Annotated in this window: 1 protein-coding gene; it reads left to right on the forward strand. The window is 71.6% G+C overall.

Features of this window, described 5'->3' with window-relative positions; translation table 11 throughout:
* Positions 1 to 2: 2 nt before the first annotated feature.
* Positions 3 to 18,953 carry a type I polyketide synthase gene (locus tag EWH70_RS36320; RefSeq protein WP_240687244.1) on the forward strand — a complete coding sequence of 6,317 codons (18,951 nt, stop codon included), beginning with the start codon at positions 3 to 5 and terminating at the stop codon, positions 18,951 to 18,953.
* Positions 18,954 to 18,969: the final 16 nt, after the last annotated feature.

Genomic DNA, 18,969 nt, shown 5'->3' on the forward strand with positions numbered 1-18,969 from the left:
CGATGACAACATCCCATGAGGAGATCGTTGCCGCGCTGCGCACGTCCCTGAAGGAGACCGAACGGCTGCGCGCCGAGAACCGCAGGCTCCTCGACCGGGCCGGCGAGCCGATCGCGATCGTCGGGATGGCCTGTCGCCTGCCTGGCGGTGTGGGTACGCCCGACGAGTTCTGGACGCTGCTGTCCGAGGGGCGGGACGCGATCTCGCCCTTCCCTGAAGACCGTGGCTGGGACGTCGCCGGCCAGTTCGACCCCGATCCGGACCGGCCGGGGCGCACGTACGTGACCGGCGGTGGGTTCCTGGACGACGCCGCCGGTTTCGACGCGCGGTTCTTCGGCATCGCACCGCGTGAGGCGCTGGCCATGGACCCGCAGCAGCGGCTGCTGCTCGAATCGTCGTGGGAGGCGCTGGAGCACGCCGGCATCGACGCCACGACGTTGCGTGGCAGCCGGACGGGTGTCTACTTCGGAGTGTTGCCCGCGGAGTACCTGGCCGACCCGATGGGGACACCGGCGGACGTGCAGGGCTTCGCGGCGACCGGAGGTTCGCTCGGTGTCGCCTCCGGCCGTCTCGCCTACGTTCTGGGCCTCGAAGGGCCCGCCTTGACGGTGGACACCGCGTGTTCGTCGTCGCTCGTGGCACTGCACCTCGCGGTCCAGGCGCTGCGGCGGGGGGAGTGCGGCCTTGCCGTGACCGGTGGCGCGACGGTGCTGTCGAGTCCCGCGACCATCGTCACCTTTTCCCGGCAGCGGGCGTTCGCACCGGACGGGCGTTCGAAGGCGTTCGGCGCGGGCGCGGATGGTTTCGGCCCGGCCGAGGGGGCGGGCGTGCTCGTGCTGGAACGGTTGTCCGACGCGCGCCGCAACGGGCATCGCGTGCTGGCCCTGGTGCGTGGCACCGCCGTCAACTCCGACGGTGCCAGCAGTGGCCTGACTACTCCGAACGGGCCGTCGCAGCAGCGGGTTATTCGTGCCGCGCTCGCGGATGCGGGTCTGTCTCCATCCGATGTGGACGCGGTGGAGGCCCATGGCACCGGTACGACGCTGGGTGACCCGATCGAGGCGCAGGCGATTCTGGCCACCTACGGACAGGATCGCACGGATCCGTTGTGGCTGGGGTCGGTGAAGTCCAACATCGGCCACACGGTCGCGGCGGCCGGGGTCGCCGGGGTGCTGAAGATGGTCCTCGCGATGCGGCACGGGGCTTTGCCGAGGACATTGCACGCGGACTCCCCGACGCCACACGTCGACTGGTCCGGCGGTGCGGTCCGGTTGCTGTCGGAGGGCAGGGAGTGGCCGACGGGGGCGCGGCCGCGCCGTGCCGGTGTGTCCTCCTTCGGTTTCAGTGGCACGAACGCGCATGTGGTGATCGAGGAGGCACCGGCCTCACCCGCGCCGGATGACGTGGTGGTGCCGGGGCCGCAGGCGTTCGTGGTGTCCGGTGCGGACGATTCGGGGTTGCGGGCGCAGGCCGCTCGACTGCGGGACTTCGCCGCTGACCCACGGGTGCCGGTTGGCGGGGTCGCCGCGGCTTCGGCGCGCCGGGCCGCCCTGTCACACCGGGCCGTCGTGGTGGCCTCGGACCGGGCCGAGCTGCTGGCCGGGTTGTCGGCGGTGGCGGACGGTTGCCCGGACATCGCCGGTCTGGTGCGGACCGGGCCGGCCGGGGTTGTGTTCGTGTTTCCTGGTCAGGGTTCGCAGTGGGTCGGGATGGCGTCGGAGTTGCTGGCGTCCTCACCGGTGTTCGCGGCGCGGCTGGCCGAGTGTGACGCGGCGCTGGCTTCGGTTGTCGACTGGTCGTTGGTGGACGTGCTCGCTGACACCGAGGCGTTGGCGCGGGTTGAGGTTGTTCAGCCGGTGTTGTGGGCGGTGTTGGTGTCGTTGGCGGAGCTGTGGCGGTGGCATGGGGTCGAGCCGGTCGCCGTGGTGGGGCATTCGCAGGGTGAGATCGCTGCCGCGTGTGTCGCGGGTGCGTTGTCTTTGACCGATGCCGCGCGGATCGTGGTGACGCGGAGTCAGGTCATCGCGCGGTCGCTGGCCGGCCGTGGCGGGATGGCTTCTGTTCCCTCGCCCGCCGCTGAGGTTCGGGGTCTGTTGGGGTCCGGTGTCGAGGTCGCCGCGGTGAACGGCCCCGCGGCGACGGTGGTGTCCGGTGAGCCGGATGCCGTGCGAGAGGTCGCGGAACTCACCGGTGGGAAGGTGATATCCGTTGATTACGCGTCGCATTCGGCTCAGGTGGAGTCGGTGCGGGAGGAGCTACTGGATCTGCTCGGCGAGGTCGTGCCGGGGGAGCTGACCGTCCCGATGTTCTCGACCGTGACCGGTGGGTTCATCGACGGTGCGGCGTTGACCGCAGAGTACTGGTACGACAACCTGCGCCGGCCCGTCCGGTTCGACGAGGCTGTCCGCTACTTCGACGGGCACGTGTTCGTCGAATGCTCACCGCATCCGGTGCTGGTGCCAGGGATCGATGGGTCTGCGGTCGGGTCGTTGCGGCGGGACGACGGTGGGCTGCGCCGGTTCCTCACCTCACTGGCCGAGGCGCACGTGGCCGGCCTGCCGATCGACTGGCGAGCCCAGGGCCGCCCGGTGGACCTGCCGACCTACGCCTTCCAGCACCAGCGGTTCTGGCTCGGCGGCCCGGCACGGAAGGGGGACGCCACCGAACTGGGGTTGTCCGCGCCGGAACACCCGTTGCTCGGCGCGTCGGTCGCTCACCCGGACACCGGCGGACACGTGTTCACCGCCATGATCGGCCCGGCCACCCAGGACTGGCTCGCCGACCACTCCGTGCGTGAGGTCATCACGTTGCCGGGCACGGCGTTTCTGGAGCTGGCGCTCCACGCGGGCAGCGCCCTCGACTGTGGTCTCGTCGAGGAACTGGTACTGCACACCCCGCTCACCTTCGTGGCGCGTGGCAACGCCCGGCTACAGTTGTCCGTCGGCGCCGCGGATGGAACGGGCCGCCGCCGGTTCACCGTGTACGCATTCGACGAGACCGAGTGGACCACACACGCCTCGGGCGTGCTCGCCGCCGGCATGCCACCCGGCAAGGTGCTGACCGAGTGGCCACCCCCGGGCGCCACCGAGGCCGGCGACCCGTACCAGCGGCTCGACGACCTCGGCTACCACTACGGGCCCGCGTTCCAGGGCCTTCGCCGGGTGTGGCGACGTGGCGCGGACGTCTTCGCCGAGGTCGCGTTGCCCGCGGCGGTCACGAGCGACGGCTACGGCATCCAGCCCGCCCTCCTCGACGCGGCCCTGCACGCACTCGTCGGCGAGACCGTCGAGTTGCCGTTCTCCTGGCGGAACGTCGCGTTGCACCGCACCGGAGCCACCGCTCTGCGAGTGCACCTGGCACCCGCCGGCGACGGCTGGTCCGTCGTCGCCTCCGACACCGCGGGCAGTCCCGTCCTCACCGCCGACTCCCTTGTCCTGCGCCCGATGGGCGGCCCTGCCGACCGACCCTACCTGCTGCGCCCCGAGCCACTCACCGTGCCCGAGCCCGAACCGGCCCCGGACGCCGTTGTGGTCACCCCGGACACCGCCGAGGACGCGTTGCGGATGCTGCGGGAATGGCTGGCCGACGAACGCGACACGTCGCCCCGGCTCGTGGTCGTCACCAGGAACGCCGCCGCCGACCCGGAGCAGGCCGCGATCCTCGGGCTCGGCCGGTCAGCGAGCACCGAGCATCCCGGCCGGATCGTGCTCGTGGACACCGATGCGCCGGCGTCCGTGCCGGTGGCCGAGGTGCTCTCGACGGGGGAGCGCGAGGTGTGGGTGTACGACGGTGCGCTCACCGCGCCCCGGCTGCGCCAGCTCGAGTCCGAAGTGCACGAGTTGCCGTGGCGAGCGGACGACTGTGTGCTGATCACCGGCGGCACCGGCACGATCGGGCTCGCCGTGGCCCGGCACCTGGCCGAGGTCCACGGGGTGCGCGACCTGGTGCTGGTGAGCCGACGCGGTCCGGACGCGACGGGTGACGTGCCGGCTGGCGCCACGGTGCTCGCGTGTGACGTGACCGACCGGGACGCGCTCGCCGCCGTACTCCGCGACCACCCCGTCACCGCCGTGGTGCACGCGGCCGCCGTGCTCGACGACGGTGTGATCGAAGCACTCACCCCTGACCGGCTCGCTGCCGTGCGCGCGCCGAAGGTCCTCGCCGCGCAGCACCTCGACGAGCTCACCCGCGACCGGGAGATGACCGCGTTCGTGCTCTTCTCCTCGGTTGCCGGGATCTTCGGCGCCCCGGGCCAGGGCAGTTACGCGGCGGCGAACGCCGCACTGGACGCCATCGCCGTGGCCCGGCGTGCCGCCGGACTGCCCGCGACCTCGATCGCGTGGGGTCTGTGGGCCGAGGACAGCGCGATGACCGGCCACCGCACCGGCACCGACCGGGCGAGGCAAACCAGGTTCGGCATCAGCAGTCTGGCCACCCAGGACGCGTTGGCGCTGTTCGACACCTGCGTGCGGACCGGTGCCGCCACTCCCGTTGCGCTCCGCCTCGACCGGCCCGCCGTAAGGGAACTGGCGTCGGCGGGCGAACTCCCCGCCGCACTGCGCGGAACCGTGCCGATGCCGGTCCCTCGTGCGGTCGTCGCCGACGAGGCCGTCGCGGAGCTGCCCGCCGAGGAACGGCTGGACGTCGTGCTGCGGGCCGTGCGTGACCTCGTCGCGAGCGTTCTCGGACACGGCTCGGCCGATGCGGTCGACACCAGGACAGCGTTCAAGGACATGGGTTTCGACTCGCTCACCGCCGTCGAACTGCGCAACCGAGTGGGATCCCGGTTCGACCTGCGGCTCCCGGCGACGCTGGTCTTCGACCACCCGACCCCGCAGGCGGTCGCCGAGTACCTGGTCGCCAAACTGTCCGGCTCGGTGGCACCGGCCGCCGTGACCACCGGGTCCGCCGCCCGCGACGACGACCCGATCGTGATCGTCGGCATGAGCTGCCGCTACCCGGGCGGGGTCGACACGCCGGAGGACCTGTGGCGGCTGGTCGCGGGTGGTGGCGACGCGATCACCGGCTTTCCCGGAGACCGAGGCTGGGACCTGGCCAACCTGTTCGACGACGATCCCGAGAAGCCCGGCCGCAGTTACGTGCGGGAGGGCGGGTTCCTGCTCGACGCGACCCGGTTCGACGCGGAGTTCTTCGGCATCTCACCCCGGGAGGCCGCGGCCATGGACCCGCAGCAGCGGGTCCTGCTGGAGGTCGCGTGGGAGGCGTTCGAGCGCGCGGGCATCGCCCCGGACGCGGTGCGAGGCAGCCGGACCGGAGTGTTCGCCGGGGTCATGAACAGTGGCTACGGCATGTCGCGGCTCACCGCACCCGAAGGGGCAGGGGAGTACGAGGGGTACCTCGCCAGCGGGTTCGCGGTCAGCGTCGCGTCGGGGCGGATCGCGTACGCGCTCGGCCTCGAGGGACCGGCGCTGACGGTGGACACGGCGTGCTCGTCGTCGCTGGTCGCCGTGCACCTCGCGGCGGCAGCCCTGCGTCGTGGTGAGTGTTCCCTCGCGTTGGCCGGTGGGGCCACGGTCATGTCGGAGCCCATGCTGTTCGTGGAGTTCAGCAGGCAACGTGGGCTGGCGCCGGATGGGCGGTGCAAGTCGTTCGCGGGTGCGGCCGACGGCACCGGCTGGGCCGAGGGTGCCGGGATGCTGTTACTGGAACGGCTGTCGGACGCGCGGCGCAACGGGCACCGGGTACTGGCCGTCGTGCGGGGCACGGCGATGAACTCCGATGGCGCGTCGAACGGTCTCGCCTCGCCGAACGGGCCGGCGCAGCAGCGGGTGATCCGGGCCGCGCTGGCGGACGCCGGGTTGACACCATCCGAGGTGGACGTGGTGGAGGCCCACGGGACCGGGACCACGCTGGGTGATCCCATCGAGGCGCAGGCGTTGCTGGCCACCTACGGGCAGGACCGGGAGCGGCCGCTGCTGCTGGGGTCGTTCAAGTCGAACGTCGGGCACACACAGGCGGCGGCCGGTGTCGGCGGGATCATCAAGATGGTCGAGGCCATGCGGCAGGGCGAGGTGCCCCGGACTCTGCATGTGGACGAGCCGACGCCGAACGTCGACTGGTCCTCGGGCGCGGTCGAGTTGTCGACCGAGCATGTGGCCTGGCCCGAGACGGGCCGTCCGCGCCGGGCGGGCGTATCCGCGTTCGGGGTGAGCGGCACCAACGCGCATGTCGTCGTGGAGCAGGGCGAATCTGTCGACGCCGTAGCCGGCCGGGACGAGCCGTCGGTGGTGCCGTGGGTGGTGAGTGCCGGTAGCGCTTCGGCGCTGGACGCTCAGGTGGCACGGCTGACCGAGTATGTCGCGGCCCATCCGGAGCTTTTCGCCGGGGACATCGGGTTCTCGCTGGCGACGACGCGTGCTCGGCTGCCGTACCGGGCCGTGCTGGTTGGCGAGACCCTGGTTCGGGGCAACGGAAGTGCTCCTCGGCGGCCGGTCATGGTTTTTCCCGGGCAGGGTTCGCAATGGGTCGGGATGGCGGTGGAGCTGGCGGCGGCGTCACCGGTTTTCGCGTCGCGGCTGGCCGAGTGTGACGAGGCGTTGTCGTCCTACGTGGACTGGTCGCTGATGGACGCGGCGGCCGATCCCGATGCGCTGGCCAGGGTCGAGGTCGTTCAGCCGGTGTTGTGGGCGGTGCTGGTTTCGCTCGCCGCGTTGTGGCGGTCGTACGGGGTCGAACCGGCGGCCGTGGTGGGACATTCGCAGGGCGAGATCGCAGCCGCCTGCGTAGCGGGGGCGCTGTCGCTGACCGATGCCGCGCGGATCGTGGTGACCCGGAGTCGGATCATCGCGCGGTCGCTGGCCGGCCGCGGCGGGATGGCATCGATTCCCCTGCCGGACTCGGAGGTGCGGGGCCTGCTGGGACCCCACGTCGAGGTCGCCGCGGTGAACGGCCCCGCGGCAACGGTGGTGTCCGGTGATCCTGACGCGGTGCGCGAGGTCGCGGAACGCACCGGCGGGAAGGTGATTTCCGTTGACTACGCGTCGCATTCGGTTCAGGTGGAGTCGGTGCGGGAGGAGTTGCTGGACCTGCTCGGCGAGGTCGTGCCGGGTGCGTTGAGCATCCCGATGTTCTCGACCGTGACCGGCGGATTCGTAGCGGGTGCGGAGCTTTCGGCAACGTACTGGTACGAGAACCTGCGGCGGCCGGTTCGGTTCGACGAGGCGGTCGATACCTTTGACGGACATGTGTTCGTGGAGTGCTCCCCGCATCCGGTGCTGGTGCCGGGGATCGACGGGTTCGCGGTCGGGTCGTTGCGGCGGGATGACGGCGGGCCGCAACGGTTCCTGACGTCCCTGGCCGAGGCGCATGTGGCCGGTGTCCCCGTCGACTGGCGGATCGCGGGCCGGGTGGTGGACCTGCCGACGTATGCCTTCCAGCGTGAGCACTTCTGGCTCGCCGCCCCCGAACCGGCCGGCGAAGCCTCCACGGTGGACGGCTGGCGGTACGCCATCGACTGGCGGGCCGTACCGTCGGCCGTGGCACCCAGGTTGAGTGGAACCTGGCTCGTCGTGGGCGATGCCGAGACACCAGCCGCCGCCGCGCTGGCAACCGCAGGCGCCCACGTGGTGACGTCCCCGGCCGACGCGACGGACGGCCTCGCGGGCGTGCTGTCCCTCGTCGCACTCACCGACCCGGACCCACTCGCCGCCACGCTGGCCCTGATCCAGGCGGGGATCGACGCACCACTGTGGACGGTCACTCGCGAAGCGGTCGCGGTGGACGCGCCGCGGCCCGACCAGGCCGCGGTCTGGGGCCTTGGCGTCACCGCCGCACTCGAACACCCCGACCGCTGGGGCGGCCTGGTGGATCTCCCCGGCGACGCCGACGAGACCACCTACCGAATGCTGGCGGCGGTGCTCGCGAACGGCAGCGAGGACCAGGTGGCGATTCGCGGCACCGGGGTGCTCGCCAGGCGGCTCGTGCGGGCCCGGCGTGCCGGCGGACGGAACTGGCGGCCGCGGGGCACGGTCCTGATCACCGGCGGCACCGGCCACGTCGGCGCCGTCGTCGCGCGCCGGTTCGCCCGTGACGGCGCCGAACACCTCGTGCTGACCGGGCGCAGGGGACCCGACGCGCCCGGTGCGAGGGAACTCGCCGCCGAACTGACCGAACTCGGCACCCGGGTCACGCTCGTCGCCTGTGACGCCGCCGACCGGGCCGCGCTCGCGGACCTGGTCACCCGGATCGAGGCGGAAGACCCCATCCGGACCGTCGTGCACGCGGCGGGCGTGCCGCACTGGCGGGACCTGACGGACCTGACGCCCGAAGACGTTACCGAGGTGTTCGCTGGCAAGGCGCTCGGCGCCGCGCACCTCGACGAACTGTTCGACCACGACCTCGACGCGTTCGTCCTGATCTCGTCGAACGCCGGGGTGTGGGGTGGCGCCGGGCAGGGCGCCTACGCCGCCGCGAACGCCGCACTCGACGCCATCGCCGCCCGCCGGCGAGCGGGCGGACGGCACGCCGTCTCGCTGGCCTGGGGCGCCTGGGCGGGCAGCGACCACGCACCCGCCGGTGTGAGCGCCCGGTTCACCCGCCTCGGGCTCAACCCGATGGCCGCCGAGGACGCGATGACCGCCTGCTACCAGGCACTCGCCGACGACGAGACGTTCCTGTCGGTCGCGGACGTGGACTGGCACAGCTTCGCACCACTGTTCACCGCCACCAGACCCAGCCCGCTGCTGTCGGAGATCCCCGAGGTGCGGCGCGCGCTGACGGCCGTGCCCGGCGGGCCGGCACCGACGGGCCTCGCCGACCGGCGGGCCATCCGCGAGCTGGTACTCGACACGGTGGCCGCCGTGCTCGGGCACACCGACGCGCGCCGGGTCACCGACCGCACCTTCAAGGAACTGGGTTTCGACTCGCTCACCGCCGTGGACGTGCGCAACCGGCTGTCCGCCGCGACCGGCCTGAACCTGCCGTCGAGCCTCGTGTTCGACCACCCGACGCCGGACGCGCTGATCGCCCATCTGCACACCAGGATCCACGGCGGCACCGCACCGGCGCAGGTCGCGACCACCCGTACCGTCGCGGACGACGACCCGGTCGTCATCGTCGGGATGAGCTGTCGCTACCCCGGCGGCGTGCGGTCACCCGAGGACCTGTGGCGGGTGGTGACCGACGAGGTCGACGCGGTCGGCGACTTCCCGGCCGACCGCGGCTGGGATCTCGACGGGATCTACCACCCCGATCCCGACCACCCCGGCACGACCTACACCAGGCGCGGTGGCTTCCTCGACGACGTCGCCGGCTTCGACGCCGCGTTCTTCCGGATCTCGCCCCGCGAGGCGCTGGTGATGGACCCGAAGCAGCGGATCCTGCTGGAGAGCTCGTGGGAGGCACTGGAACGCGCGGGCATCGACCCGACCGCGTTGCGTGGCAGCAGCACGGGGGTGTTCGTCGGCTCCAGCAGCCAGGAGTACGGCCCACGACTCGGTGACGTGCCCGCCGACCTGGAAGGTCACGTCGCCACCGGCAATCTGGACGCGGTGCTTTCGGGCCGGGTCGCCTACGAACTGGGGCTGGAGGGGCCTGCGCTGACCGTGGACACGGCGTGCTCGTCGTCGCTCGTGGCCATGCACCTGGCGATGCGGTCGTTGCGGGCGGGGGAATGTTCGCTCGCGCTCGCCAGTGGCGTCGCGGTCCTGGCGAACCCCGGGATCTTCGTGGAGTTCAGCCGCCTGCGGGGGCTGGCCGTCGACGGCCGGTGCCGATCGTTCGACACGGCCGCCGACGGCACGGGCTGGGCGGAGGGCGTCGGTGTGCTCGTGCTGGAGCGGCTGTCCGACGCGCGCCGCAACGGGCACCCCATCCTGGCCGTCGTGCGTGGCTCGGCGGTGAACTCCGACGGAGCGTCGAACGGGCTCACCGCGCCGAACGGGCCGGCGCAGCAGCGGGTGATCCGGGCCGCGCTGGCGGACGCCGGCCTTTCACCGTCCGATGTGGACTTCGTGGAGGCGCACGGCAGCGGTACCGCCCTCGGCGACCCGATCGAGGCGCAGGCCGTGCTCGAAACCTATGGGCAGGACCGGGATCAGCCGTTGTGGCTGGGCTCGTTGAAGTCCAACATCGGTCACTCGCAGTCGGCCTCCGGTGTCGGCGGGATCATCAAGGCGGTCGAGTCGATCCGCCACGGAGTGCTGCCGAAGACGTTGCACGTCGAGACCCCGACCCCGCACGTCGACTGGTCGGCGGGTTCGGTGTCGTTGTTGACTGAGGGGGTGGTGTGGCCGGTGACGGGTGCGCCGCGGCGGGCTGGTGTGTCGGCGTTCGGGGTGAGTGGGACGAATGCGCATGTGGTTTTGGAGGAGCCGCCTGCGGCGGTGGTCGGTCCGGTGCGGGAGTGGGACGGGCCGGTGCCGCTGCTTCTGTCGGGTCGTGGCACGGAGGCTGTGCGTGAGCAGGCGGCGCGGTTGCGTTCGTTCATGGTCGCCGATCCCGCGGTGACGGTTGCCGATGTCGCGGTGTCGCTGACTCATCGGGCCGTGTTGGAGGATCGGGCGGTGGTGGTGGCGGATGACCGGGAGGAGGTGTTGGCCGGGTTGGCGGCGTTGGTGGGGGGTTCGTCGCATTCGGCTGTGGTGTGTGGTTCTGGCGATCCAGTGGGTGTGGTGTTCGTGTTTCCTGGGCAGGGGTCGCAGTGGGCGGGTATGGCGGTGGAGTTGTTGGGGTCGTCGCCGGTGTTTGCCGGGGTGATGGCTGAGTGTGATGCGGTGTTGCGGGGGTATGTGGACTGGTCGTTGTCTGAGGTGTTGTCGGACAAGGAGGCCCTTGGGCGGGTTGAGGTTGTGCAGCCTGCGTTGTTGGCGGTGATGGTGTCGTTGGCGGCGTTGTGGCGGTCGTATGGGGTCGAACCGGCGGCCGTGGTGGGGCATTCGCAGGGTGAGTTGGCGGCGGCGTGTGTTGGTGGGGCGCTGTCGATCGAGGTGGCGATGCGGATTGCGGTGTTGCGTAGTCGGGTGATTGGCCGGAGGTTGTCGGGGCGCGGTGGGATGGTGTCGGTTCCGGCGCCGTTGGCCGAGGTCGAGGCTGAGCTGTCACGTTGGCGCGGGGTGTCGGTCGGCGCGGTGACCGGGCCGGAGTCCACCGTCGTTTCCGGGGACCTGGCCGACCTGGACGAGGTTCTCGCACGTTGGCCGGGTGCTCGTCGGGTGTTGATCGACTACGCGTCCCACTCGGCTCAGGTCGAGTCCATCGAGGACGAACTGCGTGCCGTGCTGGGTGAGGTTGTGCCGGGTGAGTTGTCGGTGCCGATGTTCTCCACGGTGACCGGTGAGTTCATCGACGGGTCGGCGTTGACGGCCGAGTACTGGTACCAGAACCTGCGGCAGTCCGTGCGGTTCGCTGATGCGGTCGACGCACTGGATGACCATCTGTTCGTCGAGTGCAGCGCGCATCCCGTGGTGACGCCGGGGATCGACGCGACCTCGGTCGGGTCGTTGCGGCGTGGCGACGGCAGCCCGCGGCGGTTCCTCACCTCGGTGGCCGAAGCACACGTCGCGGGGGCGACCGTGGACTGGCGGCGGCTTCTCGACGGCACCGGCAACCGGGTGGACCTGCCCACTTACGCCTTCCAACATCAGCGTTACTGGCTCGAGGGGACTGTGCGCGACCAGTCACTCGTGACCGACGTGACCAGGCTCGCCGACACCGGCGGCGTCGTGCTCACCGGCCGGGCGTCGACTCGGGACCGGCAGTGGATCGCCGACCACCGGGTGCTCGGCTCGGTCCTGTTGCCCGGCACCGCGTATGTCGAACTGGCGCTGCGTGCGGCCGACGAGTCCGGGTGCGCACTCGTCGACGAGCTGACGCTCGAGAACCCCTTGGTGTTCAACGACTCCGGCACGGTAGAACTGCAGACCGTCGTCGGCGCGCGGGACGAGTCCGGCCGCCGCCCGGTCGCCGTCTATTCCCGCGCCGCGGGTGAACCGGACTGGACCCGGCACGCGACCGGCACACTCAGCGAGGAGAGCGGCGCGGCCGAATCGATGCCCTGGCCGCCGCCGGACTCGACGCCGGTGGCGCTCGACGACGTTCATGCCGTGCTCGCCGACCTGGGCTACGAATACGGCCACGCCTTCGACGGCCTGCACGCGGCCTGGCGCCGCGGCGAGGAATGGTTCGCCGAGGCCGCACTTCCCGGCGGGGTGTCCGCAGACGGGTTCGTCCTGCATCCAGCCCTGCTGGACACGGTGTTGCAGCCCGCGGTGCTCACGCTCGCGGGCGAGGCCAGGCTGCCGTTCGCGTGGCGGCGGGTGTCCGTGCACGCCAGCGGTGCCACGGCCATCCGGGCACGGCTGTCCCCGGCGGCCGACGGCACCTACTCGGTGCTGGTCACCGACGCCAGTGACCAGCCGGTGCTCGCCGCAGGCTCGGTGGTCATGCGGCCGGCGCCGAAGCGGGCGGGGGCCACCACGTTGCTGCGCCTCGACTACGTCCAGGTGGAACTACCCGTCGCGGCCGAGCCCGACGTCACCGTGACATCCGATGTGGAAGGTGTGCTCGGGACCGTGCAGGCGTGGCTCGCGGAAGAGCGGCCGGGGCAACTGGTTGTGGTGACGGAGGACGCCGAACGTGATCCGGTCGCCGCGGCCGCCGCCGGGCTGGTCCGGTCCGCGCAGGCGGAGCACCCCGGCAGGTTCGTCCTCGTCGACGGCTGGGCCGACGGACTGCTGCCAGGTGTCGTCGCGTTGGGCGAGCCCGAGGTCGTGGTCCGTGACGGGCGAGCGCACGTACCCCGCCTACGGCGGGTCTCGGCGAGTGGCGCGGTCTGGTCGCCGGATGACTGTGTACTGATCACCGGCGGCACCGGGACGCTCGGCCGGCTGGTGGCCCGGCACCTCGTCACCACCCATGGCGTGGGCAGGATCGTACTGGCCGGGCGGCGCGGACTCGACGCGCCGGGCATGGGGGAACTGGCTGACGAGTTGCCCGCCGAGGTGACGGTCGTGGCCTGCGACGTGACGGACCGCGACGCCTTGGCCCGGCTGCTGGCCGACCATCCGGTCACCGCCGTCGTCCACACCGCGGGAGTGACCGACGACGGAATGATCACTTCGCTCTCGCCCGATCGGCTCGCCGCCGTGCAGGGGCCAAAGGTCGTTGCTGCACGACATCTCGACGAGCTGACCCGCGACCGGCAACTGACGGCGTTCGTGTTGTTCTCCTCCGCCGCGGGAGTCTTCGGCGCGGCCGGGCAGGCGTCCTACGCCGCGGCCAACGCAGCACTCGACGCGCTCGCGCGGCGCAGGCACGCGGACGGGCTGGTGGCGACCTCGATCGCATGGGGTCTCTGGGCACAGGACAGCGGGATGACCGAGCGGCTCACCGCGACCGACCGCGCCAGGCTGGCCGCCTCCGGCCTCACCCCCCTGTCCACAGCGGACGGGTTGACGATGTTCGACGCGGCCGTGGCGGGCGGCGAGCCCGACTACGTCGGCGCCCGGGTCGACCTAACGGCCCGGAGCACGCACCCGCTTCTGCGTGAGTTCACCAGCCCGCCGGTCCGCCGGGTGGCGGCAGCGCCGGAGAGCGGCGCGGCCACGTCGTCCGCCCAGGAGCTGCTGCGGGTGGTGCGGGGCCTGATCGCCGAGGTGCTCCGGCACGACGGGGCGACCGCCGTGAAAGCGAGCAAACCGTTCGACCAACTCGGCTTCGACTCACTGACCGCGGTCGAGTTGCGTAACCGGCTGAGTGCGGAGCTGGGCATGACGCTGCCCGCTACCGTCGTGTTCGACCACCCCACCCCGGAGGCACTCGCCGAGTACCTCGCCACCGTACTGGCCGGATCGACCGCGCCGGACGACGCCGACGAAACGCGGGCGGAGAGCGACGACCCAATCGCGATCGTCGGCATGAGCTGCCGCTACCCCGGCGGTGTCACAAGCCCCTCGGACCTGTGGCGGCTGGTGTACGAGGGACGGGACGGCATCACCGAGTTCCCGACGGACCGGGCGTGGGACCTCACGGACCTGTTCGACGACGACCCGGACAGCCACGGCCACAGCTACGTCCGCCGGGCCGGGTTCCTGTCCGGGGCCACCGACTTCGACGCGGCGTTCTTCGACATCTCACCACGCGAGGCCCTGGCCATGGACCCGCAGCAGCGGCTGCTGCTGGAGGTCGCGTGGGAGGCCGTCGAGCAGGCCGGGTTGGACCCGGCCTCGTTGCGGGGCAGCCGGACCGGCGTGTACGCGGGCGTCATGTCCGGTGACTACGGCATGTGGGTGCGGCGCGCGGCCAAGGAGGTCGAGGGGTACCTGGGCAACGGGATCACCGGAAGCGTCGCCTCCGGCCGGGTCGCCTACGCGCTCGGGCTGGAGGGACCCGTGATGACGGTGGACACGGCATGTTCGTCGTCGCTCGTCGCCATGCACCTCGCCGCCCGGTCGTTGCGTTCGGGGGAGTGCTCACTCGCACTCGCCGGTGGCGTCACGGTGATGTCCAGCCCGGCCGTGTTCGTCGAGTACAGCAGGCAACGCGGGCTGGCGGCGGACGGCCGGTGCAAGTCATTCAGTGACGACGCCGACGGTACGGCGTGGGCGGAGGGCGCCGGAATGGTCGTGCTGGAGCGGCTTTCCGACGCCGTCGCGAACGGCCACCAGGTCCTCGCGGTGCTGAAGGGTTCCGCGATGAACTCCGACGGAGCGTCGAACGGGCTCACCGCACCCAACGGGTTGGCGCAGCAGCGGGTGATCCGGGCCGCGCTGGCGGACGCTGGCCTGTCACCGTCGGATGTGGACGTGCTGGAGGCGCATGGCACCGGGACGAAGCTCGGCGATCCCATCGAGGCGCAGGCCGTGCTCGCGACCTACGGGCAGGATCGGGATCGGCCTCTCCTGCTGGGGGCGTTGAAGTCCAATCTCGGCCACACGCAAGCGGCCGCCGGTGTCGGTGGCGTGATCAAGATGATCGAAGCCATGCGGCACGGCATCGCGCCGAGGACGTTGAACATCACCGAACCAAGCTCCTATGTGGACTGGTCGGCGGGTTCGGTGTCGTTGTTGACGGAGGGGGTGTCGTGGCCGGTGACGGGTGCGCCGCGGCGGGCTGGTGTGTCGGCGTTCGGGGTGAGTGGGACGAATGCGCATGTGGTTTTGGAGGAGCCGCCTGCGGCCGTGGTTGGGCCGGTGCGGGAGTGGGACGGGCCGGTGCCACTGCTTCTGTCGGGCCGTGGTGCGGTCGGCGGCCAGGCGGCGCGGTTGCGTTCGTTCCTGGTGTCGCGGCCGGACGTGTCGTTGACCGATGTCGGGGTGTCCTTGACCCGCCGGGCCGTGCTTGAGGATCGGGCGGTGGTGCTGGCGGATGACCGGGAGGAGGTGTTGGCCGGGTTGACGGCGCTGGCGGAGAGTTCGTCGCACCCCGCTGTGGTGTGTGGTTCCGGTGATCCTGCCGGTGCGGTGTTCGTGTTCCCCGGGCAGGGGTCGCAGTGGGCGGGTATGGCGGTGGAACTGTTGGGCTCGTCGCCGGTGTTCGCCCAGGTGATGACCGAGTGTGACGCGGTGTTGCGGGAGTACGTGGACTGGTCGTTGTCCGAGGTGCTGTCGGACAAGGAGGCCCTTGAGCGGGTTGAGGTCGTGCAGCCCGCGTTGCTCGCGGTGATGGTGTCGTTGGCGGCGTTGTGGCGTTCGTATGGGGTTGAACCCGCTGTTGTGGTGGGGCATTCGCAGGGTGAGTTGGCCGCCGCGTGTGTTGGCGGGGCGTTGCCGCTTGATGTGGCGATGCGGGTCGCGGTGTTGCGTAGTCAGGTGATTGGCCGGAGGTTGTCGGGACGCGGTGGGATGGTGTCGGTTCCGGCGTCGTTGGCTGAGGTCGAGGCCGAACTGCACCGTTGGGACGGGCTCTCCGTTGGAGCGGTGACCGGGCCGGGATCCACTGTTGTGTCGGGGGATCTTGGCGATCTGGACGAGGTTCTCGCGTATTGGCCGGGTGCTCGTCGGGTGTTGATCGATTACGCGTCCCACTCGGCTCAGGTGGAGTCCATCGAGGACGAACTGCGTGCCGTGCTGGGTGAGGTTGTGCCGGGTGAGTTGTCGGTGCCGATGTTCTCCACGGTGACCGGTGAGTTCATCGACGGGTCGGCGTTGACGGCCGAGTACTGGTACCAGAACCTGCGCCAACCGGTCCGGTTCGCCGACGCCGTGCTGGAGTTGGCTGATCACGTGTTCGTGGAGTGTAGTGCGCATCCGGTGGTGACGCCGGGGATCGACGCGGTTTCGGTCGGGTCGTTGCGGCGTGGCGATGGCAGCCCGCGGCGGTTCCTGACCTCGGTGGCCGAAGCACACGTCGCGGGGGTGGCAGTGGACTGGCGGCGGCTTCTCGATGGCACCGGCCACCGGGTGGACCTACCCACCTACGCCTTCCAACATCGACGTTTCTGGCTCACACCGCAGGCGGACGCCGATGTCGCGTCCGCGGGGCTCGACGCGGCCGATCACCCGATGCTCGGGGCCGCCGTGCCTTTGGCCGCGTCCGGCGGGCATGTGTTCACCGCCACGCTGTCCACCCGCCAGCACCCGTGGCTCGCCGACCACGTCGTGCACGGCGCGGTCATCGTGCCTGCCACGGCGTGGGTCACCTGGGCCAGCCATGCGGGCGAGGTAACCGGCTGCCCTGTCGTGGAAGAACTCACAGTCGTCGCACCGCTCACGCTGACCGACGGCGTGCGGGTACAGGTCACCGCGGGCACCGAGGACGGCGATGGCCGCCGGACCGTCACCATCCACGCACGTCACGACGACGACTGGGCACTGCACGCCACCGGCGTCCTCGCACCGGGACCCGAGGCCGACCCGGACGACCTCGCGGCATGGCCGCCACCCGGCAGCGAACCGGTCGACGCCGACGACCTCTACCCGGCGTTCGCCGCCACCGGCATCGAGTACGGGCCCACGTTCCGCGGCGTGCGTGCCGTGTGGCGGCGGGGCAACGAGATGTTCGCCGAGATCGGCGCGGCCGACGGCCCGCTGCCGTTCCCGGCGCTGCTCGACTCTGCACTGCATCCGGCCGCGCTGCTCGGCGACCAGGACTCGGCACGGTTGCCGTTCAGCTGGTCGGGCGTCGTGCAGCACGCCGCCGCCGCGCCCGCGCTCCGGGTGCGGATCACGCCGACCGGCTCGGACACCTTCGCCCTGCTGGCCACCGACGTCTTCGGCTCACCGGTGCTCTCCGTGGCGGAGCTGCTCGTCCGGCCGGTCGCCCGTGGCACGACCGAACCGCTCTACCGGCCCGCCTGGGTCGAACTCGGCGCGGCGGACACACCCGCCGGACCACACGCGTGGATCGGCGGACCGGACGGATACCCGGACCTGGCCGCCTTGAGCGCCGCCGGCACCCCTGCCCCGGAGCTGGTGTTCGTGGCAGTGCACCACCACGGTGGGCCGGACCGGGCCGCTGTGCGAGGCGCGACGGCCCACGTGCTGGGTCTCATCCAGGCGTGGCTGGCGGACACCACGTTCGACCGGTCCCGGCTGGTGTTCGTCGTCCGGGACACCGACGACGATCTCGCGGGCGCCGCGGCCGCCGGGCTCGTGCGTTCCGCACAGGCCGAACACCCCGGCCGGTTCCAGCTCATCGCGGGCGAGCCGGACAGCGCGGTCCTCGCCGCCGGACACGACGAACCCCAACTGACCGTGCGTGCGGGCACCGCGTACACACGCCGCCTGGAGCGGGTCACGGACGCGCCGGCCGAAGTGTGGCGGCCGGACGGCACGGTGCTGATCACCGGCGGCACCGGGACACTCGGGCGCCTGGTCGCCAGGCATCTCGCCGAGGCGCACGGCGTCCGGCGGCTCGTACTGGCGAGCCGCCGAGGCGGCGCCGACGAACTCGTGGCGGAACTGTCGGCGCTGGGCGCGGACGTGACGGTGGTTGCCGTCGACCTCGCGGACCGGCAGGCGGTGGCGGACCTACTCGCGGCCCACCCGGTCACAGCCGTCGTGCACGCGGCGGGTGTGGTCGACGACGGGCTGGTGTCCGCCATGACGCCGGAGCGGATCGACACCGTGTTCCGGTCCAAGGTGGACGGTGCGATTCACCTGCACGAGCTGGCCGGAGACCTCGACGCGTTCGTGTTGTTCTCCTCCGCGGCCGGAGTTCTCGGCACGCCGGGACAGGGCAACTACGCGGCGGCCAACGCCTTCCTCGACGCACTGGCCACCTACCGCCGGGCCCACGGACTGCCCGCGACTTCGGTGGTGTGGGGCATGTGGGAGGAGACGAGCGAACTCACCGACGGCCTCACCGACCAGGACCGTGACCGTATGGCCGGGGCCGGGATGATCCCGCTCGACGCGGCACGGGGCACGGCACTGCTCGACGCCGCCGTCGGCCTCGCCGAACCGGTCGTGGTGGCCGCTCGGTGGGACATCGGGGTGCTGCGGCGCCGCGCGGAACGCGGTGAGCTGCCCGCACCGCTGCGCTCTCTCGTGCCCGTGTCGAGCCGGCAGGCCCGTGCGCACACCCAGGATCTCCGGCGCAGGCTCGACCGGGTGCCCGTGGCACAACGCGAACAGGTCGCGGTCGCGGCCGTGCTCGCGGAGACCGCGGCGGTCCTGGGGCACCGCGCGGACGACCTGGTGAAGGCCGGGCGGGAGTTCCGGGAGCTCGGGTTCGACTCACTCACGGCGGTCGAGCTGCGGAACCGGCTCAGCGCGGCGACCGGGCTGACGCTGCCCGCCAGCCTGGTGTTCGACCATCCGACCCCCCGCGCGGTGGCTGGTCACCTGCTTGAGGTGCTGGCGCCCGAGGAACAGACGGGCGACGACGTGCGGGCCGCGATCGCGGCCATACCACTGGAACTGCTGCGTGACAACGGTCTGCTCGACCGGTTGCTCGTTCTCGCGGGACGAGCACCGGCAGGCGCGAACGGACACATCGACGGCATGGACGCGGAGTCGCTCATCGCCATGGCGCACGGAGGGGGAGAGGCGTGACGGAGCAGGACACCAG

The organism is Amycolatopsis suaedae, from assembly GCF_004214935.1.
Taxonomy (GTDB): Bacteria; Actinomycetota; Actinomycetes; order Mycobacteriales; family Pseudonocardiaceae; genus Amycolatopsis; species Amycolatopsis suaedae.

Coding starts and splice junctions, on each gene's coding strand:
- EWH70_RS36320 (WP_240687244.1), top strand. CDS start 3: ATGACAACATCCCATGAGGAGATCGTTGCCGCGCTGCGCACGTCCCTG.